Below are 23416 nucleotides of genomic sequence, written 5' to 3' on the forward strand. Positions count from 1 at the left end.
CGCGGCTCCTTGTGCTCGGTCATCGGATGAGTGCAGCGTACGCGGCGCGAAAGCCGGAGGGGAGACCCGTTCACCTGCCGGTGAGCCGCGCCTCGGCCGCCTGCCACCGCGCGGGGTCGCCGCGCGGCTCGTACCGCGCCAGGGGCTGGGTGCGGGCGACGAGTTCGCGCATGGCCGCACGGTCGCCGACCAGGCCGCCCGCCCGGGCCTGGACGAGGACGTTGCCCAGCGCGGCCGCCTCCGCCGGACCGGCCACGACCGGGAGCCCGCAGGCGTCGGCGGTGAGCTGGCACAGCAGTGCGTTGCGGGTGCCGCCGCCGACGATGTGGACGACGTCGACCGGGTGGTCGGCCAGGGACTGCGCCTCGGCGACGGCCCTGCGGTGGGCGAGCGCGAGCGAGTCGAGGATGCAGCGGGTGATGCCCGCGGGGGAGTCGGGCACGGGCTGGTCCGAGGCGCGGCAGGCGTCGGCGATGCGCTGCGGCATCCGGCCGGGGGCCAGGAAGGCGGCGTCCCCCGCGTCCACGACCGACCGCAGGGGCGGCTGCTCGGCAGCGGCGGACAACAACTGCGGCAGGTCCGGGTCCCCCCACTCCCGTACGCACTCCTGGAGCAGCCACAGCCCCATGATGTTCCGCAGATACCGGACCGTGTCGTCGAGGCCCAGCTCGTTGGTGAAGTTGGCCAGCCGGCTCGCCTCGGTGAGGACGGGTGCGTCCAGCTCCAGGCCCGCCAGGGACCAGGTGCCGGTGCAGATGTACGCGAAGCGTTCGCGCACGGCGGGCACCGCCGCCACCGCCGACGCCGTGTCGTGCGAACCGACCGTCGTCACCGGGACCGGCCCGGTCAGCCCGGTCTCCGCCAGCACCTCGGGCCGCAGCACGCCCGCCGGGTCACCGGGCCGGCGCAGCGGCGCGAACAGCCCGAGGTCGATGCCGAGCCGCCGGGCGATGTCGTACGACCAGTCGCGCGTCCGCGGGTCGATCAACTGGGTCGTCGAGGCATTGGTGAGCTCCGTGCCCGCCTCGCCCGTCAGCCAGTACGTCAGGAGATCCGGGACGAGCAACAGACGCTCGGCGTGCGCCAGTTGGGCCGAGGAGCGGGCTGCCGTCAGCTGGTAGAGCGTGTTGAAGGGCGCGTACTGGAGTCCGGTCGCCGCATACAGCTCGGCGGCGGGCACATTGGCCCACACCTGCTCCGCGATCCCCTCGGTGCGCGCGTCCCGGTAGTGCACCGGGTTGCCGAGCAGCGCGCCGTCGGCGTCCAGCAGGCCGTGGTCGACGGCCCAGCTGTCGATGCCGACCGAGTCGACCCGGCCCGCGGCCCGCAGCCCGTCGAGGACGCCCGCGTACAGCGCGAGGATGTCCCAGCGCAGCCCTTCGGGCACGCGGACGGGCCGGTTCGGGAAGCGGTGCGCCTCGGTGAGATCCAGTGAGCCGGGGCCCACGCGGCCGACCATGACGCGTCCGCTGGACGCGCCGAGGTCGACCGCGGCGTACGTGTGCACAGCGGTCACCGCAGGAACGCGGCGGCGACGCCGGCGTCGACCGGGACGTGCAGGCCGGTGGTGTGGGTGAGGTCCCCGCCGGTCAGGGCGAAGACGGCGTTCGCCACGTGCTCCGGCAGTACCTCCCGCTTGAGGATGGTCCGCTGGGCGTAGAACTCGCCGAGCTTCTCCTCCTCGATCCCGTAGGTCGCCGCCCGCTGGGCACCCCAGCCGCCCGCGAAGATGCCGGAGCCGCGGACGACCCCGTCCGGGTTGACGCCGTTGACGCGGATTCCGTGCTCGCCCAACTCGGCGGCCAGCAGCCGTACTTGGTGGGCCTGGTCGGCCTTGGTCGCGGAGTAGGCGATGTTGTCGGGGCCGGCGAAGACGGCGTTCTTGGAGGCGATGTAGACGATGTCGCCGCCCAGCTTCTGCTGTGTCATCACCCGGGCCGCCTCGCGCGAGACGAGGAAGGAGCCGCGGGCCATGATGTCGTGCTGGAGGTCCCAGTCCTTCGCGGTGGTCTCCAGGAGGGGCTTGGAGATGGAGATGCCCGCGTTGTTGACGACGAGATCGACTCCGCCGAAGGCCAGCACCGCCGCCTTGAACGCCTCGGCGATCTGCTCCTCGGAGGTCACGTCGACGGTGACGGCCACGGCCTTGTCGGGACCGCCCAGCGCGGAGGCGACGTCGGCCGCGTTCTCCGCGTTGAGGTCCGCGACCACCACGCACGCGCCCTCGGCCACCAGCCGCTCGGCGATCGCCTTGCCGATCCCGCTCCCCGCCCCCGTCACCAGCGCCACCCGGGTCGCCAGCGGCTTGGGCTTCGGCAGCCGCTGGAGCTTGGCCTCCTCGAGGGCCCAGTACTCGATGCGGAACTTCTCCGACTCCTCGATCGGCGCGTACGTCGAGACGGCCTCGGCGCCGCGCATCACGTTGATCGCGTTGACGTAGAACTCGCCGGCCACGCGCGCGGTCTGCTTGTCCTTGCCGAAGCTGAACATGCCGACGCCGGGGACGAGCACGATCGCCGGGTCGGCGCCGCGCATCGCGGGGGAGTCGGGCAGGGCGTGCCGCTGGTAGTAGGCGGCGTACTCCGCCCGGTACTCGGCGTGCAGTTCCGTCAGGCGCGCGACCGCGGTGTCCAGGTCGGCGGTGGGCGGCAGATCGAGGACCAGCGGCCTGACCTTCGTACGGAGGAAGTGGTCCGGGCAGGACGTGCCGAGGGCCGCCAGGCGCGGGTGTCCGGCGCTCGCGAGGAAGTCCAGGACGACCTCGGAGTCGGTGAAGTGACCGACCTGGGGCCGGTCCTGGGCGGCGACGGCACGGACGTACGGCGCCAGCGCCGCCGCCCGCTCCCGGCGCTCGGGGGCGCCGAGCGCCGCGTACCCCTCGATCACCGGCCCGAAGGGCTCGGCCTTCCCCCGCTCGGCCAGGAAGGCCTCGGCGGTGCGGATGATGTGCAGCGAGTTGCGCTCGCACTCCTCGGCCGTGGCGCCCCACGCCGTGATGCCGTGGCCGCCCAGGACGCACCCGATCGTCTGCGGGTTGGCCTCCTTGACGGCCGCGATGTCCAGGCCGAGCTGGAAACCGGGCCGGCGCCAGGGCACCCACGCCACGCTGTCGCCGAAGCACTCGGCGGTCAGCTTCTCGCCGTCGGCGGCGCAGGCCAGCGCGATACCGGAGTCGGGGTGCAGATGATCGACGTGGGCCGCGTCCACCAGTCCGTGCATCGCCGTGTCGATGGACGGCGCCGCACCGCCCTTGCCGTGCAGGCAGTAGTCGAACGCGGCCACCATCTCGTCCTCGCGCTCGACACCCGGGTAGACGCCCTTCAGCGCGTGCAGCCGGTCGAGCCGCAGCACCGCGAGACCGGCCTCGGTCAGCGTGCCGAGGTCGCCACCCGACCCCTTGACCCACATCAACTCGACGTCGCCACCGGTCACGGGGTCGGTGGCGGTGCCCTTCGCGGAGGCGTTGCCGCCGGCGTAGTTGGTGTTGCGAGGATCGGCGCCGAGCCGGTGGGACCGGGCGAGGAGAGCGGCGGCTTCGGGGTGGGGTGCCATGGTGTGATCAGTCCTTCGGGAAGAGATGTACATGTACTGAGGCGCCCTGAGGGGGCCCGGGGCGGTGTCCGAAGCGCGGCTTTGCCGCGTGGGCGCGGCCGGCCGCAGTGGCCCGCGGCCCGCCACCGGCCTCACCCGGTGGACGCGGCGCTGCGATCACGCTCCCCAGCCCGCCTGCTGACCACCCACCCGCTCCTCGGCGATCTTCGACGCCCACCCGGACCGCCGGTACGCGGCGACCGGGTCCGGGTCGAGCCCCGTCTCCTCGCGCAGCTCGGCGAGCAGCGGCCGTACATCGGTGTTGTACGCGTCCATGAGGACCGCGTTCGCCTCCAGCACGTCCCCGGACCGCTGCGCCGACCGCAGCGCCTCACGATCCACGAGCAGCGCCTTCGCCGTCGCCTCCTGGACGTTCATCACCGAGCGGATGATCGCCGGGATCTTCGCCTCGATGTTGTGGCACTGGTCGAGCATGAAGGCCACGTCGGACGTGAGGCCGCCGCCGCGGATCACCTCGTACATGATCCGGAACAGCTGGAAGGGGTCGGCGGCGCCCACCATCAGGTCGTCGTCGGCGTAGAAGCGGGAGTTGAAGTCGAAGCCGCCGAGCTTCCCCTCGCGCAGCAGTGTGGCCACGATGAACTCGATGTTGGTGCCGGGTGCGTGATGCCCGGTGTCGACCACGACCTGCGCCCTGTCACCGAGCTTGAGGCAGTGCGCGTACGCCGTGCCCCAGTCCGGCACGTCCGTCGTGTAGAAGGCGGGCTCGAAGAACTTGTACTCGAGCAGCATCCGCTGGTCGTCACCGAGCCGCTCGTACACCGTGGCCAGCCCTTCGGTGAGGCGGTCCTGGCGCTCACGGACATCGTCCTGGCCGGGATAGTTGGTGCCGTCCGCGAACCACAGCTTCAGGTCCTTCGAACCGGTCGCGTCCATGATGTCGACGCACTCGAGCAAGTGATCAAGGGCTTTGCGGCGCACGGCCGCCTCGGGGTGGCAGATGCTGCCGAGCTTGTACGCGTCGTCCTGGAAGGTGTTGGAGTTGATCGTCCCCAGCTTCAGCCCGCGCTCCTCGGCGTACTCGGCGAGCTTCGCGTAGTCCTCGACCCGGTCCCAGGGGATGTGCAGTGCCACGGTCGGCGCGGCACCCGTGTACGCGTGCACCTGCGCGGCGTCGTCGAGCTTCTCCTGGGGCGTGCGGGGGACTCCCGGCTGCGCGAACACCTTGAAGCGGGTCCCCGAGTTCCCGTACGCCCATGACGGCGTCTCTACGGCCTGGGTCTTGAGGGCGGCCTTCACCGCGGCGAGCTCGGTCACGTCAAGGCTCCTGTGACTTCGGGGGTGGAAGACTTACGTATGAAACGATTCAGGAGGCGAAGTTATGAGTCGCCCGAGGGGCTGTCAAGCCCTCGGGAATGAGTCATTTCCCGTGACTCTTTGGTGACCTCCGAGTATCGAAAAATTTCGACCCGTACCCATTGACGCGACCTGGATGGCTTGTCTAACGTCCCGGCAATCCAGTTGAAACCTTTCACGACGCGGTGAGGGCAGTCCCGCCGGCGTCGTCGAGGAGCCCCCATGACCCACCCGTCCGACACGGGTCCGGCCCCCGTGCTGGCGCTCGAGGACATCTCCAAGTCCTTCGGCGCCGTGCGCGCCCTGCGGGACGTCTCCCTCGAGCTGTTCCCCGGCGAGGTGCACGCGCTCGCCGGTGAGAACGGCGCGGGGAAGTCGACCCTCATCAAGACGCTCGCCGGGGTGCACCGACCGGACGCCGGCCAGGTGCTGCTCGACGGCCGGCCGACCGTCTTCCACGGTCCCGCCGACGCCCGGGACGCGGGCATCGCCGTGATCTACCAGGAACCGACGCTCTTCCCCGACCTGTCGATCGCCGAGAACATCTACATGGGCCGCCGGCCCCGCCGCTCCTTCGGCCGTATCGATCACAAGGCCACCCGGGCCGCGACCGCCGCGCTGATGCGGCGCCTCGGCGTCGAACTCGACCCCGAACGCCCCGCGCGCGGACTGTCCATCGCCGATCAGCAGATCGTCGAGATCGCCAAGGCGCTCTCCTTCGACGCCCGGGTCCTGATCATGGACGAGCCGACCGCGGCCCTGACCGGCAGCGAGGTGGCGCGTCTGTTCGGTGTCGTCCGCACGCTGCGCGAGCAGGGCGCGGCGGTGCTGTTCATCTCGCACCGCCTGGAGGAGATCTTCCAGATCTGCCAACGGGTCACCACCCTGCGCGACGGTGCCCTGATCTCCAGCGAACCGCTGGACGGCATGACGGAGGACGACCTCGTACGGCGGATGGTCGGCCGCGACCTCGACGAGCTGTACCCCAAGCAGGAGGTGCGGGCGGGCGAGGTGGCGATGAGCGTGCGCCGCCTCACCAGGGAGGGCGTCTTCACCGACGTCTCCTTCGACGTCCGGCGCGGCGAGATCGTCGGCCTGGCCGGGCTCGTCGGCGCGGGACGCACGGAGGTGGCACGGGCCGTCTTCGGCATCGACCGCTGGGACGCGGGCGAGGTCGAGGTCGAGGGACGCAGGCTGACGAACGGAGCCCCGTCCACGGCCATGGCCGCCGGGCTCGCCCTCGTCCCCGAGGACCGGCGCGCCCAGGGGCTGGTGATGAACATGTCCATCGAGCGGAACATCGGGCTCACCGGACTGCGGACTACCGTCCGGGCCGGGCTCGTGGACCGGGGCGCCGAGCGCAGCCGCTCCCTCGACTGGGCCGCCAAGCTCCAGGTCAAGTACGCGCGCATCGCCGACGCCGTCTCCACGCTGTCCGGCGGCAACCAGCAGAAGGTGGTCCTCGCCAAGTGGCTCGCCACCGGTCCCAGGGTGCTGATCGTCGACGAGCCGACCCGCGGTATCGACGTCGGTACGAAGGCCGAGGTGCACCGGCTGCTCTCCGCACTGGCCGCGGACGGAGTGGCCGTCCTGATGATCTCCTCCGATCTGCCCGAGATCCTCGGCATGGCCGATCGCGTGCTCGTGATGCACGAGGGCCGCGTCACCGCCGAGATCCCGCGCTCCGAAGCCACCGAGGAATCCGTGATGGCCGCGGCCACCGGGAGGGCCGCCGCATGACCGCCATCGAGCGGGCTGCCCCTACGACGCCGACAGCCGCCTGGAGGGCCGCCGCATGACGGTGACCGCGCCCAATCCCGCCCCCGCCGCCGAGGTGCCCGAGTCCAGTGGCACGCGGCTGGTCGACCGTGTCTTCAAGATGCGCGAACTCGCCATCCTGGCCGTCTTCCTGGTGATGATCGCCCTCACTCAGGCGGGCAACAGCGAGTTCCTGTCCGAACAGGGCATCAAGGACCTGTTGCTGAACGCGACCATCCTGGTGCTGGTCGCCACCGGCCAGTCGCTGGTCGTGATCACCCGGAACGTCGACCTGTCGGTCGGCTCCACGCTCGGCATCAGCGCCTTCGCGGCCGGTACGTATCTCCAGGGCGGCGGAAACCCCGTCGTCGCCATCGTGCTGGCCGTCCTGCTCGGCGTCGGCTTCGGCCTGCTCAACGGACTCCTCGTCAGCCTCGGCCAGGTGCCCGCACTCGTCGTCACCCTCGGCACCCTCTACATCATCCGGGGCATCGACTCCATCTGGGTCGGCTCACGCCAGATCACGGCGGCCGACCTCCCCGGCGGCTTCGTGGACTTCGGCTCCGGCGGCATCTCGGCCGTGCCCTGGCTCGCGCTCATCGCCCTGGCCGTGCTGATCGCGACCGCCTACTACCTCAAGCACTTCGGCAGCGGACGCGAGCTGTACGCGCTCGGCTCCAACCCCGAGGCCGCCCGCCTCGCCGGCATGCCCGTCCGCAAGCGGATCCTGGCCGCGTACACCTTCTGCGGAGGCCTCGCCGGGCTCGCGGGCGCGCTGTACCTGGCCCGGTTCGGGAACGTCGACTCCGGTACGGGCAACGGCTACGAACTCACCGTCGTCAGCGCGGTCGTCGTCGGCGGCATCGTCTTCACCGGCGGGTCCGGCAGCGTCTACGGGGCCGCTCTCGGCGCGCTGCTGCTCACCTCCGTCAACAGCGTGCTGCCGGCCCTCGGCGTCAGCTCCGTGTGGGTGCTCGCCATCAACGGCATCCTGCTCATCCTCGCCATCGCGGTCGACCGGATCGTCGCCCTGCGCGTGGCGGCCGCCCTGAAGAAGAGGAACGCCCGTCATGGCTGACTCCAACTGGACGCGGGCCATCCGCTGGGACACGGTCGTCGGCGCGCTCCTCGTGGTCGTACTGCTGCTGTCCTTCGGCTTCGTCGACGGCTTCGGCAACGGCCTCAACCTGTCGTTCCTCATCGGCAACACCCTGCCGATCGCGCTGATCGCCCTGCCGATGACCCTGCTCGTCGTGGCGGGTGAGATCGACCTGTCGGTCGCGTCGACGGCCGGGCTCTCCGGTTCCGTGCTGGGCGCGCTGTGGAACCAGGGCATGGCGATCGAGACGATCATCCCGCTCTGCCTCCTCCTCGGAGTCGTCTGCGGGCTGGTCAACGGCCTGCTGGTGACCCGGCTCGGGCTGCCCTCCCTCGCCGTCACCATCGGCACGCTCGCCGCCTACCGGGGCATCGCGCAGATCGTGCTCGGCTCGGACGCGGTGACCGACTTCCCCACCCAGTACCTGGACTTCGCGGCCGGACGCATCGGCGACACCTTCCTCCCGTACGCCTTCCTGCCCTTCCTCGTGCTGCTGGCCATCGCGGTGGTCGCACTGCACGCCACCCCGTTCGGGCGGTCGCTGTTCGCGATCGGCGCGAGCGAGGAGGCCGCCCGGTTCGCGGGCCTGCGGGTCAAGCGCCAGAAGCTGATCCTGTTCACCCTGACCGGCCTGATGGCCTCGCTCACCGGCGTCCTCTGGGCCCTGCACTACGCCAGCGCCCGCTACGACAACGCCACCGGGCTCGAACTCTCCGTCGTGGCGGCCGTGTTGCTCGGCGGCATCGACTTCGACGGCGGCAAGGGCACGCTCGGCGGCGCGATCGCGGGAGTCTTCCTGCTCGGCGCGCTCCAGAACGTGATGAGCCTCGTCAATGTCTCCGCGCAGTCGCAGATCGTCGTCACCGGCGTCCTGCTCGTCGTCTCCGTGCTCGGCCCGCGGGTCGCACGGCAGATCTCCGTCGCGAGGGCGGGGCGCAGAGCCCCCTCAACTCCGACCCCGACTCCGTAACCAGGCACCCTCGTAAAGGACCCCCGCCATGCGCAAGTCATCCCTCCGCCGCACCTGTGCGGCCCTCGCCGCCGTCACCTCCCTCGCCCTCGCCGCCACCGCCTGCGGCGGCACCACCAAGGACGACGTGAAGGACGACAGCGGCTCCGCCGCCACGGCCGGCAAGGCCGACCCGAACGCCGCCACCAAGAAGGGCCTGACGGTCGGCTTCCTGCCCAAGGCGGTCAACAACCCCTACTTCACCTCCGCCGACAAGGGCGGCGAGAAGGCCCTCGAGGAGCTGGGCTCCAGCTACAAGGAGGTCGGCCCGAGCAGCGCCACGGACACCTCCGGGCAGGTCAGTTACGTCAACACGCTCACCCAGCAGCAGGTGGACGCGATGGCCGTCTCCGCGCAGGACCCGGGCGCCCTGTGCACCGCGCTCAAGCAGGCCATGAAGAACGGCATCGAGGTCGTCACCTACGACTCCGACACCAAGACCGGCTGCCGCAACGCCTTCGTCTCCCAGGCGAGCGCCGAGGACCTGGGCCGCACCGAGGTGCAGCTGCTCGCCGAGCAGATCGGCTACAAGGGCGAGATCGCGATCCTGTCCGCCGCGCAGACCGCGACGAACCAGAACACCTGGATCGGCTTCATGAAGGACGAGCTGAAGGACCCCAAGTACAAGAACGTGAAGCTGGTGAAGGTCGCGTACGGCAACGACGACGCCCAGCAGTCCTTCCAGCAGACCCAGGGCCTGCTCCAGGAGCACCCCAAGCTGGCCGGGATCATCTCCCCGACCACCGTCGGCATCAAGGCCGCCGCCCAGTACCTGTCCGGCTCCAAGTACAAGGGCAAGGTCAAGCTGACCGGTCTCGGCACCCCGAACGACATGCGCAAGTACGTCAAGAACGGCACCGTCGAGGGCTTCGAGCTGTGGGACCCGGCCAAGCTCGGCGAGCTCGCCGCGCGCACGGCCGTCGCGCTGTCGTCGGGCCAGATCAGCGGCAAGGAGGGCGAGACCTTCAAGGCCGGGGACATGGGCTCGTACACCATCGGCAAGGACGGCGTGATCAGCCTGGGCAAGCCTACCGTGTTCGACGCGAAGAACGTCGACCAGTTCAACTTCTAGCCGCGGAAGGGCTTTTGATGCAGCGCGTGTGCTTTCTGCTGAAGGTCCGGGCGGACCGCCTCGACGAGTACCGCGAGCGGCACGCCGCCGTGTGGCCCGAGATGCTGGACGCGCTCTCGGCCACCGGCTGGCGCAACTACTCGCTCTTCCTGCGCGAAGACGGCCTGCTGGTCGGCTACGTGGAGACCGAGGACTTCGCGGCCGCCCGGGCCGGTATGGAAGCCACCGGTGTCAATGCGCGCTGGCAGGCGGAGATGGCGCCGTTCTTCGAGTCGCTGGACGGCGCCGGGCCCGACGAAGCGATGAAACCCCTGACCGAAGTCTTCCACCTCGCCTGACCCTGGAGCCATGGACATGAGACGACGCACCCTGTTGGCAACGGCGCTGCTGGGTGCCGTGGCCGCCCCGGGCACCGCCCGGGCGGCCGATCCCGGCCCCTCGGTCACCCTGACCGGCAGCACCCTGCTCGACGCCCGGGCCGTGTACTTCGTGTCGTACGACGGGCTGGTCAACAACAACGCGTTCCAGAAGAACGGCCTGCTGACGTACAAGGGCCACCAGTACGCGGCCTGGTACACCGCCGACCGCAGCGCGGTCGTCGCCCGCCGGACGCTCGGCGCGTCGAACTGGTCGACGCTCACCCTCGCGCACCGGCTCAAGAGCGACGACTCCCACAACGTCATCTCCATGGGCGTGTCGAAGACGGACGGGCGTCTGCACCTGAACATGGACTCGCACAGCGACGGCTTCTTCTACGTGAAGTCGGCGGCCGGACTGCTCGACAATGCCCCCGCGTGGACGTCCGCCGCCTTCGGCTCCGTAGGGACCACACTCGACGGACTCGCCCTCACCTCGCAGTTCACCTACCCACAGTTCATCGCCACGCCCGAGGGCAGGCTCCAGCTCAGCTACCGCGCGGGGATCTCCGGGAACGGCCGCAACGCGCTGGCCGAGTACGACGGTTCGTCCTGGACCGCGCTCGGCGAGTGGTCCGGCTCGACCGGCACGTACACCAGCGAGCACGGCTCCAGCACGGCCCGGAACATGTATCTGCACGGCATCGACTACGACACGAACGGCAGGCTGCACTCCTTCTTCACCTGGCGCGAGCAGTCCGCCTCCGTGATGTGCGACAGCGGTGGCATCACCAACCACGACACGGGCTATGTGTACTCGACCGACCGCGGCCGGACCTGGCGCAACGACGCGGGGACGCTCGTCGGCACCACCGGCGGCTCCGACCGGGTCGCCGTCACCGACACCGGACTCGTGATCGACCCGCTCAACCCCGACCACTCCCTCATGAACCAGGAGAGCCAGGCCACCGACTCCACCGGCCTGCCGCACGCGATCATCAGCTACGTCCCCGGGCGCTTCGGCCAGTGCACGACGAACTACGTCACCGACCGGACCGCGAACGGCCGTGCCTTCCACCTCCGCAAGAACGCCTCCGGCGGCTGGACCAAGACCGAGATCCCGATCGCCCTCAACTCCAGCCAGCGCACCAAGCTGGCCCTCGACCGGTACGACAACGCCTACGCGATCATGCCGTTCGGCCGGATCGCCGCCGCCTCCAAGTCCTCCGGGTACACGGACTGGAAGCTCCTGTACGACGGCGGCGGCCTGAACGCCTTCGGCGAGGTGGTGATCGACGAGACGCGGGCCGGCCAGGACGGCGTGCTGTCGGTCATGTACCAGGAGAAGTCCAGCGGTACGACGCCCTCGGCGCTCCATGTCCTCGACTTCGGGCTGCCCGCGTGAGGGGGGCCGGCGCGGCCGGGCGCGCATGTAATGTGAGGGCTTGCCTGCCGTTTCCCGTTTTCGTGGAGGTCTCCGCCTGATGGCCCAGTCGGTGGGTATCAAGGACGTGGCCCGCGCCGCGGGGGTTTCCGTGGGGACGGTCTCGAACGTCATCAACCGCCCGGATTCGGTCGCCTCCGAGACCCGGGCCCGGGTGCTGTCCGCGATCGACCGGCTCGGCTACGTCCGCAGCGAGTCCGCGCGCCAGCTGCGCGCCGGGCGCAGCCGGATCATGGGCCTGCTCGTCCTCGACATGGGCAACCCCTTCTTCGTGGACGTCGCGCGCGGCGCCGAGCGGGCCGCGCGCAAGGCCGGGCTCGGCGTGATGGTCTGCAACAGCGCGCAGAGCGCCGGCGAGGAGTCCGACTACCTGTCGCTCTTCGCCGAGCAGCGGGTGCGCGGGGTGCTGCTGACGCCCGCCGACGCGACGGGCCGCAACATCCAGGCGTTCCGGCGCCACGGCATCCCGTTCGTCCTGGTCGACCGGGTCGCCGAGGGCACCACCGAGTGTTCGGTCTCCGTGGACGACGTGGCGGGCGGAGCGCTCGCCGTACGGCACCTCGTCGACGCCGGGCACCGCTCCATCGCGTATGTGAGCGGGCCGCCGGGCCTGAACCAGGTCAGCGACCGCCGGACGGGCGCGCTCAACGCGCTGGCCGAGGCCGGGCTGGGGCCGGACTGTCTGCGCGAGCTGCCCACCGAACGCCTGGACGTGGCAGCCGGCCGCGACGCCGGCGCCCGCATCCTCGGCCTCGCCGACCGCCCGACCGCCGTGTTCTGCGCCAACGACCTGCTCGCGCTCGGCGTGCTCCAGGCCATGTACGCGGCCGGGGTCGGCGTCCCCGACGACCTCGCGATCGTCGGCTACGACGACATCGAGTTCGCGGCCGCCGCGGCCGTCCCGCTCACCTCCGTGCGCCAGCCCGCCGTGACCATGGGCGCGCTCGCGGCGGAACTCCTCCTGGAGGAGACGGAAGCCGAGACGGCGCCGACCCCGCACGAGCACAGGCGGGTCGTCCTCCAGCCGGAGCTGGTGGTGCGGCGCTCCAGCCTGTCGGCGCGCTGAGCGGCCGTTCAGTTGCCGTACTGAGCGCCCGGTCAGTACGGATTTCTTGATCCCCGGGCTCGGCCGCCTGCGGAACCTGTGTTCAACTGGGACGCAGCCTGGAATCCGTACGTCTCGGGAGCCCTGTTGACCGTCACCTATCGCCAGCCCGGTGTCGTCCTCACCGACCACCACTTCACCGTGCCCCTCGACCACGACGACCCGGCGGGGGAGTCCATCGAGCTGTTCGCCCGCGAGGTCGTCGCGAGCGACAAGGCGCACCAGGACGGACTGCCCTGGCTGGTCTACCTCCAGGGCGGCCCCGGCTTCGGCGCCAACCGCTTCGTCGGCACGCAGGCCTGGCTCGGGCGCGCCGTCAAGGAGTTCCGGGTCCTGCTCCTCGACCAGCGCGGCACGGGGCACTCCACACCGGCGAACCGTCAGACGCTCCCCCTGCGCGGCGGCCCCCGGGAACAGGCCGACTACCTCACGCACTTCCGCGCCGACTCCATCGTCCGCGACTGCGAGGCCATCCGCCCCCGGCTCACCGGCGGCGCCCCCTGGACCGTACTCGGCCAGAGCTTCGGCGGCTTCTGCACGGTGCACTACCTGTCGACGGCGCCCGAAGGACTGCGCGCCGCCCTCATCACCGGCGGACTCCCCTCCCTCGACGCCCACGCGGACGACGTCTACCGGGCCGCGTACCCGCGCATCGAACGCAAGGTCGCCGCGCACTACGCCCGCTACCCGCAGGACGTCGAGCGGGCCCGGCAGATCGCCGAGTACGTGCTCCGGCACGAGCCGGTCCTGAACGGCGGCTACCGGCTCACCGTCGAGGCCTTCCAGTCGCTCGGCATCCTCCTCGGCGGCGGCGAGGGCAGCCACCGCCTGCACTACCTCCTGGAGAACGCCTTCGTCCGCACCCCGCAGGGTCCGGCCCTCTCCGATGCCTTCCAGGAGGACGTCCAGAGCCTCCTCTCCTACGCGGGCCACCCGCTGTACGCACTCGTCCACGAGGCGTGCTACGCCCAGGACGACCGCCCCACCGCCTGGTCCGCCGAGCGCGTGCGCGCCGAGTTCCCCCGGTTCGACGCCGGCAAGACGCTCACCGAGGACGGGCCGCTGCTGTTCACCGGTGAGTCCGTGCACCCCTGGATGTTCGACGCCGACCCCGCCCTGCGTCCGCTGCGCGAGACCGCCGAGGAACTGGCCTCCCGCACGGACTGGCAGCCGCTGTACGACCCCGCCCGCCTCGCGGCCAACGAGGTGCCGGTCGCCGCGGCCGTCTACCACGACGACATGTACGTCGACACCGAGCACTCCCTGCGCACGGCCCGCGCGATCCGGGGCCTGCGCACCTGGGTGACCGACGAGTTCGAGCACGACGGGGTGCGCGCGGGCGGTCCGCGCGTCCTGGACCGGCTGCTCGCCCTGACGCGCGACGAGGTCTGAGGCCCGGGGCCGGTGCGGTCGCGGCAGACCGGCCGCGACCTCCGGACTCTTCAGCGCGGGGAGCGGATCGTGATTTGATCATCACGGCCCTGAACCGCCGACCGGAACGCGGCAGGGCTCCGCGGACGAGTGGGGGAGCGATGGGCGACGGGGGAACGATGAGCGAGAGCGATCTGCTGGCGGGCCGGTTCGAGGAACACCGCAGGCACTTGAGGGCCGTGGCCTACCGGATGCTGGGCTCGCTCAGCGAGGCCGACGACGCGGTGCAGGAGACCTGGCTCAAGCTCAGCCACGCCGATGTGAGCGAGGTCAGGAACCTCGCCGGCTGGCTCACCACCGTCGTCAGCCGGGTCTGTCTCAACATGCTGCGCTCGCGTGCCTCGCGCCGCGAGGAGCCCATGGACACCTTCGTGCCCGACCCCGTGGTCAGCTCCCTGGAGCGCATCGATCCCGAACAGGAGGTGCTCCTCGCGGACTCCGTCGGGCTGGCCCTGCTCGTGGTCCTGGAGACGCTGGAGCCCGCCGAGCGGCTCGCGTTCGTGCTGCACGACATGTTCGCGGTGCCCTTCGACGACATCGCGCCGATCGTGGACCGCAGTTCGGCCGCGACCCGTCAGCTCGCCAGCCGCGCCCGCCGCCGGGTCCAGGGCTCCGCCCCGGCGCCCGATCCCGACCTCGGCCGGCAGAAGCAGGTGCTCGACGCCTTCCTCGCGGCCTCGCGCGGCGGTGACTTCGAGGCGTTGCTGTCCGTCCTCGACCCGGACGTGGTCCTGCGCGCCGACGCGGGGGCCCTCGCCGGGGGTGTCGCGGTGTCCAAGCTCGTCCGGGGCGCGGCGGCGGTGGCCGAGCAGGCGCTCATGTTCCGGCAGCTGGCGCAGTTCTCGCGGCTGGTGCTGGTCAACGGCGCGGTGGGCGTCGTCACCGTGCTCGACGGGCAGCCGATGGGCGTCATGGGCGTCACCGTCGCGGACGGCAGGATCGTCGACATCTGCATCCTGTCCGACCCCGACCGACTGGCCCGCCTCGACCTCCCGGCCGGCTAGGGCCTGGCCGGCCGATCACGGGGGAGGGAAGCAGCGGCGCCCCTGGGCGGTGCGGGTGCCGGTACCGGTGGGCGGGGCCATGGGGGGTCTCCCTGCTTGAGTGAAGCCGAGAGCTTGGGGGAGTGCGTGGCCCCCCGGGGGGTCTCCGCCGTAGTCGGCCGGATCGGCGGGATCGGCTTTCGCGCCGGGCGGTCGGGTGGTCGGGCGGTCGGTTGGGTCGGGATCGGGCTTCCCGACGGGCGGCGTGGGTGGGGCGGAGTCCGTCGTAGGGTGGCCGGTATGCGAGACACCCCGGTTGACCTCTCCGAACTGCGAGCCGACTGTGCGCAGTGCTTCGGCCTGTGCTGCGTCGCGCTGCCCTTCGCCGCCTCGGCGGACTTCGCGATCGACAAGGACGCCGGGAAGCCCTGCCGCAACCTCCAGGGCGACTTCCGCTGCGGCATCCACCTGGAACTGCGGCCCCGGGGCTTCTCGGGCTGCACGGTCTACGACTGCTTCGGCGCCGGGCAGAAGGTCTCGCAGATCACCTTCGGCGGCCAGGACTGGCGGTCGGGCACCCGGGAGCACGCCCGGCAGATGGTCGACGTGTTCCCCGTCGTACGGCAGCTCCAGGAACTGCTCTGGTACCTGGCCGAGGCGCTGACCCTGCCCGCGGCCCGCCCCGTCCACGCCGACGTTCGCCGCGCGCTGGAGGCGACCGAGCGGCTCACCCGCCAGACCCCGGAAGAACTGGAGCAGTTGGACGTCGGCGCGCATCGGCAGGAGGTCAATGTGCTGCTCCTGCGCACCAGTGAACTGGTCCGGGCGGGCGGTGGCCGCCGCAAGAAGGACCGTCGAGGCGCCGACCTCGTCGGCGCCCGTCTCAAGGGAGCCGATCTCCGGGCGGCCAGTCTGCGCGGCGCCTGCCTCATCGCCGCCGACCTCACCGGCGCGGACCTGCGCGGCGCGGATCTGATCGGTGCCGACCTGCGCGACACCGATCTCACGGACGCCGACCTCACCGGCGCGTTCTTCCTGACCCAGCCGCAGCTCAACGCGGCCAAGGGCAGTGCCGGCACCAAGATCCCGGCGTCACTCACCCGCCCCGGTCACTGGACAGCGGGGACCTGAGGACACCTCCGGGTTCGCGACCGGGACGTCCTCGACGGCGGGCACCCGCCGGTCCAGCCGCAGCCGCAGCCCCTCGGGCATCAGCGTCAGCCGCTCCGCCACCCGCAGCCGGTACCCGGGCTCGGCCCGCAGCTCGTACCGGCGCAGCAGCAGTCCCAGCACCAGCGTCGCCTCGTGCAGCGCGAACTGGCGCCCGATGCAGGCCCGTGCCCCCGTCCCGAACGGTTTGAAGGTGTGCGCGGCCCGGGAACGCACCGCCTGCGCGTCGAACCGGTCGGGGTCGAACCGCTCCGCGTCCGCGCCCCACACCCCCGGATCCCGGTGCAGCATCGCCGTCAGGACCAGCGCCCACGCGCCTTCCCGCATCGGATGGACGCCGCCGAGGACCGTGTCCCGGCGGGCCTCCCGGGCGAAGGCGGGCGCGGTCGGCCACAGGCGCAGCGACTCGTCCAGAACCCGCCGCACGTAGCGCAGCTTGGCGACTTGGTCGTAGCCGGGCCGGGCCGTGCCGCCCCACACGCGGTCCACCTCGGCGCGGGCGCGCGCGGCGACGTCCGGGTGCCGGGAGAGGTAGTGCAGGGCGAAGGAGAGCGCGCCCGAGGTGGTCTCGTGGCCGGCGACCAGGAACGTGATGACCTGCCGCCGTATGTTCTCCGGGGCGAGCCGCTCCCCGGTCCCGGGACGCGCGGTGTCCAGCATCCGGTCGAGCAGGTCGCCTTCGCCGCTCGTGGTCCGGCGGGCGCGCACCAGGGCGTCGACCGTGCGGTTGAGGTACGCCAGATCGGCGGCGTTGCGGCGGGTGGCGGTGCGCAGCAGCAGCGGAGCCAGCGGCTCCGGAACGACGTTCCGCCGCTGGGCGTACGTCAGGGTGCCCACCATCGCGGTGACGAAGGGATGCGGCCGGGCGCGTTCGAACGAGCCGAAGTCGTGCCCGAACCCGGTGCGCGCGATCGTCTCCAGCGTCAGCTTGGTCATGTCGCCCGGCACGTCCACGGCACGGCCTGCCGTCTGCTCCCGGTCCCAGTGGTCGATCAGCCGCTCGGTCACGGCCAGCATCATCGGGTGGTACCCCGCCATGGCCTCACGGCTGAAGCCCGGCGCCAGGACGTCGTGGCCGAGCTGCCAGTTCGGCTCGTGGTTGTACGCCGTGAACAGGCCGTCGCCGGCGACCGGCCGCAGATTGGCGACGCCCAGGCCCACGTGCTTGGCGAACCGCGACTCGTCCGCCAGTTCGGCCGCGAGGTCCGCACCCCCCACGAAGACGATCTCCTTGCCGAAGGCCTTGCGCCGGAAGACCGGGCCGAGCCGGCGGCCGATGCGCAGCGAATCCTGCACGGGAGTACGGACGTTGACGCCCAGCACATCGCCGACGACTGGAAGCCGGTGGGGCGGATGCGGGATGCGGTGCAGCTCCGGCCAGCCCAGCTCCGCGCTGCGGAACCCCTTGGGAATCACGGTCCGCGTCGACTGCGCCATGACGCCATCTCCCTTGTGTCCACGGTGAATCGAGACTGTTGTACGTGGGTTCAATAGCGGGGTTCAGTGTCGTCCCGCTGTTGAACCGACGTCAAGTAAGGTGCGGGCATGGCCGCTAACCAGGGCGAGCGCACCCGTCGCAGGCTCAGCACCGAGGAGCGCAGGGAACAGCTGCTGTCCGTCGGGGCGCGGCTCTTCTCGGAGAGTCCGTACGACGAGGTGTGGATCGAACAGGTCGCCGAGATCGCCGGTGTCTCGCGCGGACTGCTCTATCACTACTTCCCGACCAAACGGGACTTCTTCGCGGCGGTCGTCGAGCGTGAGAGCGGGCGGATGCTGCGGATGACCGCGGCCGTCCCCGGGATCCCCGTGCGCGAACAGCTGGGTGCGGGCCTGGACGTGTTCCTGGAGTACGTCGAGGCGCACGCCCACGGCTTTCGCGCGTTCCACCGTGCCGACGCCGCCGGGGACCAGGCCGTACGGACGGTCTATCGGCAGGCGCTGGCCGCGCAGGAGCGGCAGATCCTGGCGGCGCTCGCCGCGGATCCGGAGATCGGCCGGTCGCCCGAGGAGGAGCCCGAGCTGCGGATCGCCGTACGCGGGTGGCTGGCCTTCACCACGGCCGTCTGTCTGGAGTGGCTCCGCGGGGCCGAGCTGACCCGGGAGCAGGTGCGCGATCTGTGTGCACGGGCGCTGCTCGGTGTCATCGCGCTCTGACCGGAAGCGGCTGCGGTGGTGAAGCCTGGTTGGCGTACGCCCCGATCTTCGATAGGTTAGGCAAGCCTTACCTAAGGAGGTTGGAATGGGTGACCGTCACACGTGGACGGCCGCGCCTGCCGCGGCGGAACGCGCCCGCTCCGTGCTCGCTGCCGCATGGTCCTGCGCGGTGACCGCGGAGGGCGGCCGGGAAGAGTTCGTCGGCACGCACACCGTGGCCGCGGACGGCGTGGTGCTGCTGCCCGTGCCCGAGGACAGTGCGCTGCGGGTCGCCGCGATCTGCGCGCCACGCGGAGAGCCGTCCGCCGTGCTGGAGTTCGCCGATGTGGCCCCCGTCCCCGTACGGAACCGGATCCGTGCCCGGCTCTGGATGGCCGGCTGGTTCGCCCTGGAGGAGGGGCACTTGGCGTTCCGGCCGACGCGCGTGGTCCTGCGCGGCCGGCCCGCCGGGGCGGTCGTCGTCGACCTCGACGAGTTCGCCGCGGCCGAGCCCGACCCGCTGGCCGCGGCCGAGGCCGGGCTGCTGACCCACCTCGCCGACGCCCACCCGGACGCCGTCGAACGGCTCACCCGCCTCGTCGAACACGACAGCCTGCACGGCGCCGTACGCGTACAGCCGCTCGCCGTCGACCGGCACGGGCTCACCCTGCGCGTCGAGCGGGCGCGTGGCGACGTCGACGTACGACTGCCGTTCCACCGGCCTGCCGACGACGTGGGACAGCTCACCGAACGTATGCACGTCCTGCTCGCCCAGGCCGCCCAGGCCGCGCGCCCCCGTGCGCTACAGCGGCAGCGCGCAGACGGCGACGGGTGACGCGAACGGCTCGCCCGCGAGGCGGAGTTCGCCGCTCTCGCGGTCGACGTGGAAGACGCTGACCGTGCTCGACCGCTGGTTCGCCGCGAACAGCAGCCCGCCGTCCGGCGAGAACGCGATGTGACGCGGGAAGTCGCCGCCCACCGGAACGGTGTCCAGCAGCCTCAGTCGCGCGCCGTCCGCCTCGACCGCGTACCGCGTCAGGCTGTTGTGGCCCCGGTTGGCGAGATACGCGTACGACCCGTCCGAGGTCACCAGGATCTGCGCCGGGTAGCTGGTGCCTGCGCCCGTGCCGGTGGACTGCGGGTCGCCCGGGGTCAGACGGCCGGTGGCCGGGTCGTAGGCGCAGACGGCGACCGTGTTGTCGACCTCGTTGGCCAGGTAGGCGAAGCGGCCCCGGGGGTGGAAGGTGAGGTGGCGCGGGCCCGCCCCCGGCCGGGTGTGCGCCTGGGAGGCCTCGGTGAGCGTGCCCTTCGACAGGTCGAGGCGGTAGCTGTAGACGGTGTCGGTGCCCAGGTCGACGGCGAGCACGTGGCCGCCGTCGGGGCTGGTGAGGAACTGGTGGGCGTGCGGCCCCTCTTGGCCCGGCCCTGGCGGCGGACCGGAGTGCGTGACCAGGTCCATGCGCTCGCCGAGCGCTCCCGAGGAGCCGATGGGGTGCACGGCCACGCTGCCGGAGGAGTAGTTGGCGCTCAGCAGCCAGCGTCCGCCCGGGTGCACGGACAGATGGCAGGGGGCCGCTCCGCCGGTGCCGCGCGCGCCGAGAACCTTCTTGTCCGCCAGTCGTACGGCACTCACGCCGCCGTCCTGCCGCTCGTTGACGGCGTAGAGCGTACGGCCGTCGGGGTGGACCGCCAGATACGACGGGTCGCCGACCTGGGTGACGGTGCCGGTTCCGGTGATCTTGCCCGTCTTCGGGTCGTAGGTCGCCAGACCGATGCCCGCGCCGCCGCCGTCGACGGAGGTGTAGGTGCCGAGGTACAGCGGGCGGGGACCGGAAGGCTGTGACTCAGTGGTCTCGGGCGTGGGCGCCGGGGCGGGGCTTCCGGGTGGGGTCGTCCTGGGGCTGTCACCGGGGGCGACCGGCGCCGGGATCGTCGTCACCGCGGTGGCGGCCGTGACGGCTCCGAGGAAGCGGCGCCTGCTCCAGCCGCCGCTCCGCGGGCCCCGCGTCGGTTCCGCACCACTGCTCATGCCTGCACCTCGGGTGTCGATCGTCTCGGCTGCGACAGCCACCTTGACGTGAAGCGACCACCGAGTGCAAGAAGGGCAACGGGAGTTGCGCAGGGTGCAACGCCCATCCGGGTGGTGTGCGGCGGCTACCAGTCGCCGTCCCCGACCGGCTTGCCCGGTGCGTCGCCCAGCGGCTTCACCTGGTGCGGTGAGGGCTCCTGCCAGGGCTCGTGGTCGTCGCCGAGCCAGTCGCCCACCGGCCGCACCTTGCCGAGCGTGTCCGTGGGGGCGAGGTCCGCGGCGTCCTGGTCGTAGTAGTCGAACCAGGGGAGTCCCGCGCGGGTGTAGGCCGCGCGGTCCACGGGGGAGGGCGGGGGCGCCTCGCCGGTGATGCGGCGCCACTCGGGAGGCGTCACGAGATGCACGAACACCCGACCGGCCGGCTTCTCGGCCCAGGCCCCGAGCGGCCGGTCGTCCCGGTAGACCTCCTGGCGCATCGAGCCGCCGACACCGAGACCCATCGCCGCGGCGCCGCGCGACCGGCGCGAGGGCGCACCGGCCGGTGCGGGCGCGGCGCCCGGTGCGGCGGGTGCCGCCATGGGCATCGCGGTGCCGTACCCCCCGGGCGCCGGGGGCATCTCCCGGCGTGCCTGAGCCTTTCGGCGCTCCGCGTCGCGCCACGCGGCCAGTTCCCCGTCGTTCAGCGGGAAGGACTGGAGCTGTACGCCGCCCCACACCTCCTCGCCGGTGACCTGGCCCTCGACGGTGGCGCCGAGGCCGAGGGGCACCGCCACGAACTGACGGACCGTGCCCTTCCCGGAGTTGATGCCGTCCAGCCACGGCTGGCGCGGCAGCACCACGTAGTTCTGCGGGTCGCGGGTCAGCCGGGAACTCCACGGCTTGCCCGACACGGCACACACCTTGCCCACGCCGACCTGGAGCGCGGCCGGCTCCGAGGTGCCCGCGAAACTCAGCCACATGGCTTCCCGCAGATACACCGGCAGCATCACACCGCCGCGCGACCGCCATGCGGCGGGCACCGTGTCGGGGTAGTCCTCGACGCGGCGCACCGGAAACTCGCCGAGCCCCGGAGGCAGCTCGTGCGTGCCCGTCTCGGGCAGCCGCAGGGTCCGGATGAACCGGACCTGTACTCCGCCCGGCAGTCGCAGTGTGTTTCCGTCGATCCGCACGGTGCCCTCGGTCATGAACGCCCGCTCCCCTCGTCGTCGCCGTCGTGCTCGCTCGGTGATTCCTCAGGTAGAACGACCCGAAGAGGCCCGGTGGTTCCGGCGCGGCAGGCGCACGACCCCCATACGCTGCCGCAGGCGGGTGAGGCGTGATCTGCGCTCGCGCTGCTCGCGGGTGCTGCGGTCCAGTTCCTCGAACAGCCGCCGGGAGCGGTGTTCGATGTCGAGCTCGTCCAGGATGCGGTTGACCTCCGTGAGAATGGCGCCGCGCAACTGCCACTGGCTCGCATCCCGTTGGATCTCCTCGAGCAGCAGCTGGGCCAGCTTGTCCCGGGTCGCCGCCGCGGTCGTCAGCTCCGCGGCGAGCCGGGACTCCGCGTTCTCGGCGCTGCGACTGACATCGGTGGTGACCAGCACCGCGAAGCTGACGATGGCGTTCCCGATCTCGGAGAGGAGCTGTTCCAGCACCGCGCCGGTCTCCGGCTCCAGCCAACGCTGCAGATCGCGCGCCTTGGCGAAATCGGCGAGGGTGCGGGCGAGGACCCGCAGCACGACCGTGCAGATCTCCAGCGTGTCCAGGCCGGTGCGCAGCACGATCCGGTACAGCAGCCCTTCGCGGACCCGCGGATTGAGCTTCAGGCTGTCCTCGGCCTGTCGCAGCGCCGCGTCGACCTGCACGATGTCGTGGTCGAGGCGGCGCGCCTCGTACAGCCGGGCCGTCGCCTCCTCGATGGGCGCGCGGCCCGCCGCCTCCTCCCCGATGCGCAGCATCAACTGACGGATCCGGCGCGCCAGGTCCTCGATGGACTCCGCGGCTTCGCTCACCCAGACCGGGGGAGCGAAGAGCACATTCGTGCCGAGCCCCACGACCGCGCCGATCAGCGTCTCCACCACCCGCGCCCAGGCGGTGTCCCCGACCCGGGTCACGCCCAGGACGAGCATCGCGCTGATCGCCACCTCGGGCACGAACTCGCTCACCCGGACGAGATGTCCGACGGCCAGCGAGGCGAGGATGATCAGGCCCAGACTCCACCAGGTCAGTCCCACCAGCACGCTGAAGCCGATGGCGATGACGACACCCGTCACCACGGAGTTCACCCTGCGCCAACTGGTGGTGAGGGTGGCGTAGAGCGTGACCTGAACGACGAGGAGGGCCGTCAGCGGCGCGGTGAGCGGTGCGGGTTCCGGGCTCAGGTGAAGGGCGATGACGTACGCGACAGTCGCGGCCGCCGTCGAACGCACCGACTGGACGACCACGGGCTGGCGCCACTTCCCGACCTGCGCGGTGGCCGCCGCCCACGCATCACGTACATCTCGCATCCTTGGCCTTTTCCCGTTTCACAGCTGCACCGAACGTATCTATTGAGGACCGAAACTGTCCGTAAGTGAGCCTAGGTTGTTCCCGCCTGCCGGAAATCAGGGAGGGGATCGCCCCTGGGCAACGTCAAGGGGCATCGAACTGCTCGTACAGGCACACGCGTACCTGCGCGGGACGGTCGCGGCCGGGCCGGAGCAGGCCTGGGGAGCGCCGACGCCGTGCGGAGAGTGGACCGTACGCCAGGTACTCAGCCACGCGCGACTCGATCAGCAGGCGTACGGCGCCGCCGTCACGGGGGACGGGCGGCCGGAGTCGGACTCCTTCGCGCCCGCGGACGCGCTGTCCGGCGACGCGCGGGCCGAGCTGGACGCGGTGCTGCGCCGGGTGGCGGACGTGTACACCGCACTGCCCGCCGACGCCGAGCAGGTGCCGACC

At 71.5% G+C, this 23416-nt stretch carries 19 protein-coding genes and 1 pseudogene; 13 read left to right on the forward strand and 7 right to left on the reverse strand.

What is annotated here, in order from left to right; genetic code table 11:
• Positions 1-70: 70 nt before the first annotated feature.
• The 3 genes from GTY58_RS38460 to rhaI all read right to left on the reverse strand — a co-directional run bounded on the left by GTY58_RS38460 (position 71) and on the right by rhaI (position 4869).
• Positions 71-1507 carry a rhamnulokinase family protein gene (locus GTY58_RS38460; protein ID WP_037650915.1) on the reverse strand — a complete coding sequence of 479 codons (1437 nt, stop codon included), beginning with the start codon at positions 1505-1507 and terminating at the stop codon, positions 71-73.
• Positions 1508-1512: 5 nt separating this feature from the next.
• The gene (locus tag GTY58_RS38465) at positions 1513-3552 is read right to left on the reverse strand and encodes a bifunctional rhamnulose-1-phosphate aldolase/short-chain dehydrogenase (RefSeq protein WP_010988809.1); all 2040 of its coding nucleotides are present in this window, start codon (positions 3550-3552) and stop codon (positions 1513-1515) included.
• A 156-nt stretch (positions 3553-3708) separates the two neighbouring features.
• Positions 3709-4869: an L-rhamnose isomerase gene (rhaI, locus tag GTY58_RS38470; protein ID WP_010988810.1), complete on the reverse strand. Its 1161-nt coding sequence runs from the start codon at positions 4867-4869 to the stop codon at positions 3709-3711.
• Between the two features lie 261 nt (positions 4870-5130).
• Between rhaI and GTY58_RS38475 the strand changes: the two genes are divergently transcribed.
• The 10 genes from GTY58_RS38475 (at position 5131) to GTY58_RS38520 (ending at position 16296) form a co-directional block, all read left to right on the forward strand.
• Positions 5131-6648: a sugar ABC transporter ATP-binding protein gene (locus GTY58_RS38475; RefSeq protein WP_010988811.1), complete on the forward strand. Its 1518-nt coding sequence runs from the start codon at positions 5131-5133 to the stop codon at positions 6646-6648.
• Between the two features lie 55 nt (positions 6649-6703).
• Positions 6704-7744 carry an ABC transporter permease gene (locus tag GTY58_RS38480; RefSeq protein WP_010988812.1) on the forward strand — a complete coding sequence of 347 codons (1041 nt, stop codon included), beginning with the start codon at positions 6704-6706 and terminating at the stop codon, positions 7742-7744.
• Complete coding sequence (locus GTY58_RS38485) at positions 7737-8735, forward strand: ABC transporter permease (protein WP_010988813.1); 999 nt, start codon at positions 7737-7739, stop codon at positions 8733-8735. Before GTY58_RS38480 ends, GTY58_RS38485 begins: the two co-directional genes overlap by 8 nt.
• Positions 8736-8763: 28 nt before the next feature.
• A complete protein-coding gene (gene rhaS, locus GTY58_RS38490; RefSeq protein WP_010988814.1) occupies positions 8764-9846 on the forward strand; it encodes a rhamnose ABC transporter substrate-binding protein in 1083 nt (360 codons plus the stop codon).
• A gap of 17 nt (positions 9847-9863) precedes the next feature.
• Complete coding sequence (locus GTY58_RS38495) at positions 9864-10184, forward strand: L-rhamnose mutarotase (RefSeq protein WP_037650913.1); 321 nt, start codon at positions 9864-9866, stop codon at positions 10182-10184.
• Between the two features lie 16 nt (positions 10185-10200).
• Positions 10201-11607: a BNR repeat-containing protein gene (locus tag GTY58_RS38500; protein ID WP_037650965.1), complete on the forward strand. Its 1407-nt coding sequence runs from the start codon at positions 10201-10203 to the stop codon at positions 11605-11607.
• Between the two features lie 79 nt (positions 11608-11686).
• Positions 11687-12712: a LacI family DNA-binding transcriptional regulator gene (locus tag GTY58_RS38505; RefSeq protein ID WP_010988817.1), complete on the forward strand. Its 1026-nt coding sequence runs from the start codon at positions 11687-11689 to the stop codon at positions 12710-12712.
• Between the two features lie 126 nt (positions 12713-12838).
• Complete coding sequence (locus GTY58_RS38510; RefSeq protein WP_037650963.1) at positions 12839-14143, forward strand: alpha/beta fold hydrolase; 1305 nt, start codon at positions 12839-12841, stop codon at positions 14141-14143.
• A 158-nt stretch (positions 14144-14301) separates the two neighbouring features.
• Positions 14302-15186 (forward strand): RNA polymerase sigma factor SigJ, encoded by an 885-nt coding sequence (gene sigJ / locus GTY58_RS38515; RefSeq protein ID WP_037650961.1) that lies wholly within the window; start codon positions 14302-14304, stop codon positions 15184-15186.
• A gap of 279 nt (positions 15187-15465) precedes the next feature.
• Positions 15466-16296 (forward strand): pentapeptide repeat-containing protein, encoded by an 831-nt coding sequence (locus GTY58_RS38520; protein ID WP_010988820.1) that lies wholly within the window; start codon positions 15466-15468, stop codon positions 16294-16296.
• Here the strand turns inward: GTY58_RS38520 and GTY58_RS38525 are convergent.
• On the reverse strand, positions 16258-17772 hold the full coding sequence (locus tag GTY58_RS38525; protein ID WP_010988821.1) for a cytochrome P450: 1515 nt from the start codon (positions 17770-17772) through the stop codon (positions 16258-16260). The genes GTY58_RS38520 and GTY58_RS38525 overlap by 39 nt on opposite strands.
• 108 nt (positions 17773-17880) lie before the next feature.
• Here GTY58_RS38525 and GTY58_RS38530 point away from each other — a divergent pair, with 108 nt between their 5' ends.
• Together GTY58_RS38530 and GTY58_RS38535 are read left to right on the forward strand one after the other, a co-directional pair.
• Positions 17881-18489 carry a TetR/AcrR family transcriptional regulator gene (locus tag GTY58_RS38530; RefSeq protein WP_010988822.1) on the forward strand — a complete coding sequence of 203 codons (609 nt, stop codon included), beginning with the start codon at positions 17881-17883 and terminating at the stop codon, positions 18487-18489.
• Between the two features lie 85 nt (positions 18490-18574).
• Entirely contained in the window at positions 18575-19303 is a 729-nt protein-coding gene (locus tag GTY58_RS38535) for a DUF2470 domain-containing protein (protein WP_010988823.1), read from the forward strand.
• Here GTY58_RS38535 and GTY58_RS38540 read toward each other — a convergent pair.
• The 3 genes from GTY58_RS38540 to GTY58_RS38550 form a co-directional block, all read right to left on the reverse strand.
• Complete coding sequence (locus GTY58_RS38540; RefSeq protein WP_010988824.1) at positions 19271-20497, reverse strand: lactonase family protein; 1227 nt, start codon at positions 20495-20497, stop codon at positions 19271-19273. The genes GTY58_RS38535 and GTY58_RS38540 overlap by 33 nt on opposite strands.
• Before the next feature lie 125 nt (positions 20498-20622).
• Complete coding sequence (locus GTY58_RS38545; protein WP_010988825.1) at positions 20623-21681, reverse strand: hypothetical protein; 1059 nt, start codon at positions 21679-21681, stop codon at positions 20623-20625.
• A gap of 48 nt (positions 21682-21729) precedes the next feature.
• Positions 21730-22983, reverse strand: a complete 1254-nt coding sequence (locus tag GTY58_RS38550) for an aromatic acid exporter family protein (protein WP_010988826.1) — start codon at positions 22981-22983, stop codon at positions 21730-21732.
• A 76-nt stretch (positions 22984-23059) separates the two neighbouring features.
• Here GTY58_RS38550 and GTY58_RS41770 point away from each other — a divergent pair.
• Positions 23060-23386: pseudogene (locus GTY58_RS41770) on the forward strand (maleylpyruvate isomerase N-terminal domain-containing protein); the annotation flags it as partial.
• Positions 23387-23416: the final 30 nt, after the last annotated feature.

This window comes from Streptomyces sp. SID5469 (genome assembly GCF_009862865.1).
GTDB lineage: Bacteria > Actinomycetota > Actinomycetes > Streptomycetales > Streptomycetaceae > Streptomyces > Streptomyces avermitilis.

Bases quoted from the DNA above. Each gene is read 5' to 3' on its own strand.
- GTY58_RS38500 (WP_037650965.1), top strand. From the start codon at position 10,201: ATGAGACGACGCACCCTGTTGGCAACGGCGCTGCTGGGTGCCGTGGCC.
- GTY58_RS38535 (WP_010988823.1), top strand. From the start codon at position 18,575: ATGGGTGACCGTCACACGTGGACGGCCGCGCCTGCCGCGGCGGAACGC.
- GTY58_RS38495 (WP_037650913.1), top strand. From the start codon at position 9,864: ATGCAGCGCGTGTGCTTTCTGCTGAAGGTCCGGGCGGACCGCCTCGAC.
- GTY58_RS38465 (WP_010988809.1), bottom strand. From the start codon at position 3,552: ATGGCACCCCACCCCGAAGCCGCCGCTCTCCTCGCCCGGTCCCACCGG.
- rhaS (WP_010988814.1), top strand. From the start codon at position 8,764: ATGCGCAAGTCATCCCTCCGCCGCACCTGTGCGGCCCTCGCCGCCGTC.
- GTY58_RS38550 (WP_010988826.1), bottom strand. From the start codon at position 22,983: ATGCGAGATGTACGTGATGCGTGGGCGGCGGCCACCGCGCAGGTCGGG.
- GTY58_RS38505 (WP_010988817.1), top strand. From the start codon at position 11,687: ATGGCCCAGTCGGTGGGTATCAAGGACGTGGCCCGCGCCGCGGGGGTT.
- sigJ (WP_037650961.1), top strand. From the start codon at position 14,302: ATGAGCGAGAGCGATCTGCTGGCGGGCCGGTTCGAGGAACACCGCAGG.
- GTY58_RS38545 (WP_010988825.1), bottom strand. From the start codon at position 21,681: ATGACCGAGGGCACCGTGCGGATCGACGGAAACACACTGCGACTGCCG.
- GTY58_RS38530 (WP_010988822.1), top strand. From the start codon at position 17,881: ATGGCCGCTAACCAGGGCGAGCGCACCCGTCGCAGGCTCAGCACCGAG.
- GTY58_RS38485 (WP_010988813.1), top strand. From the start codon at position 7,737: ATGGCTGACTCCAACTGGACGCGGGCCATCCGCTGGGACACGGTCGTC.
- GTY58_RS38525 (WP_010988821.1), bottom strand. From the start codon at position 17,772: ATGGCGCAGTCGACGCGGACCGTGATTCCCAAGGGGTTCCGCAGCGCG.
- GTY58_RS38475 (WP_010988811.1), top strand. From the start codon at position 5,131: ATGACCCACCCGTCCGACACGGGTCCGGCCCCCGTGCTGGCGCTCGAG.
- GTY58_RS38520 (WP_010988820.1), top strand. From the start codon at position 15,466: ATGCGAGACACCCCGGTTGACCTCTCCGAACTGCGAGCCGACTGTGCG.
- GTY58_RS38480 (WP_010988812.1), top strand. From the start codon at position 6,704: ATGACGGTGACCGCGCCCAATCCCGCCCCCGCCGCCGAGGTGCCCGAG.
- GTY58_RS38540 (WP_010988824.1), bottom strand. From the start codon at position 20,497: ATGAGCAGTGGTGCGGAACCGACGCGGGGCCCGCGGAGCGGCGGCTGG.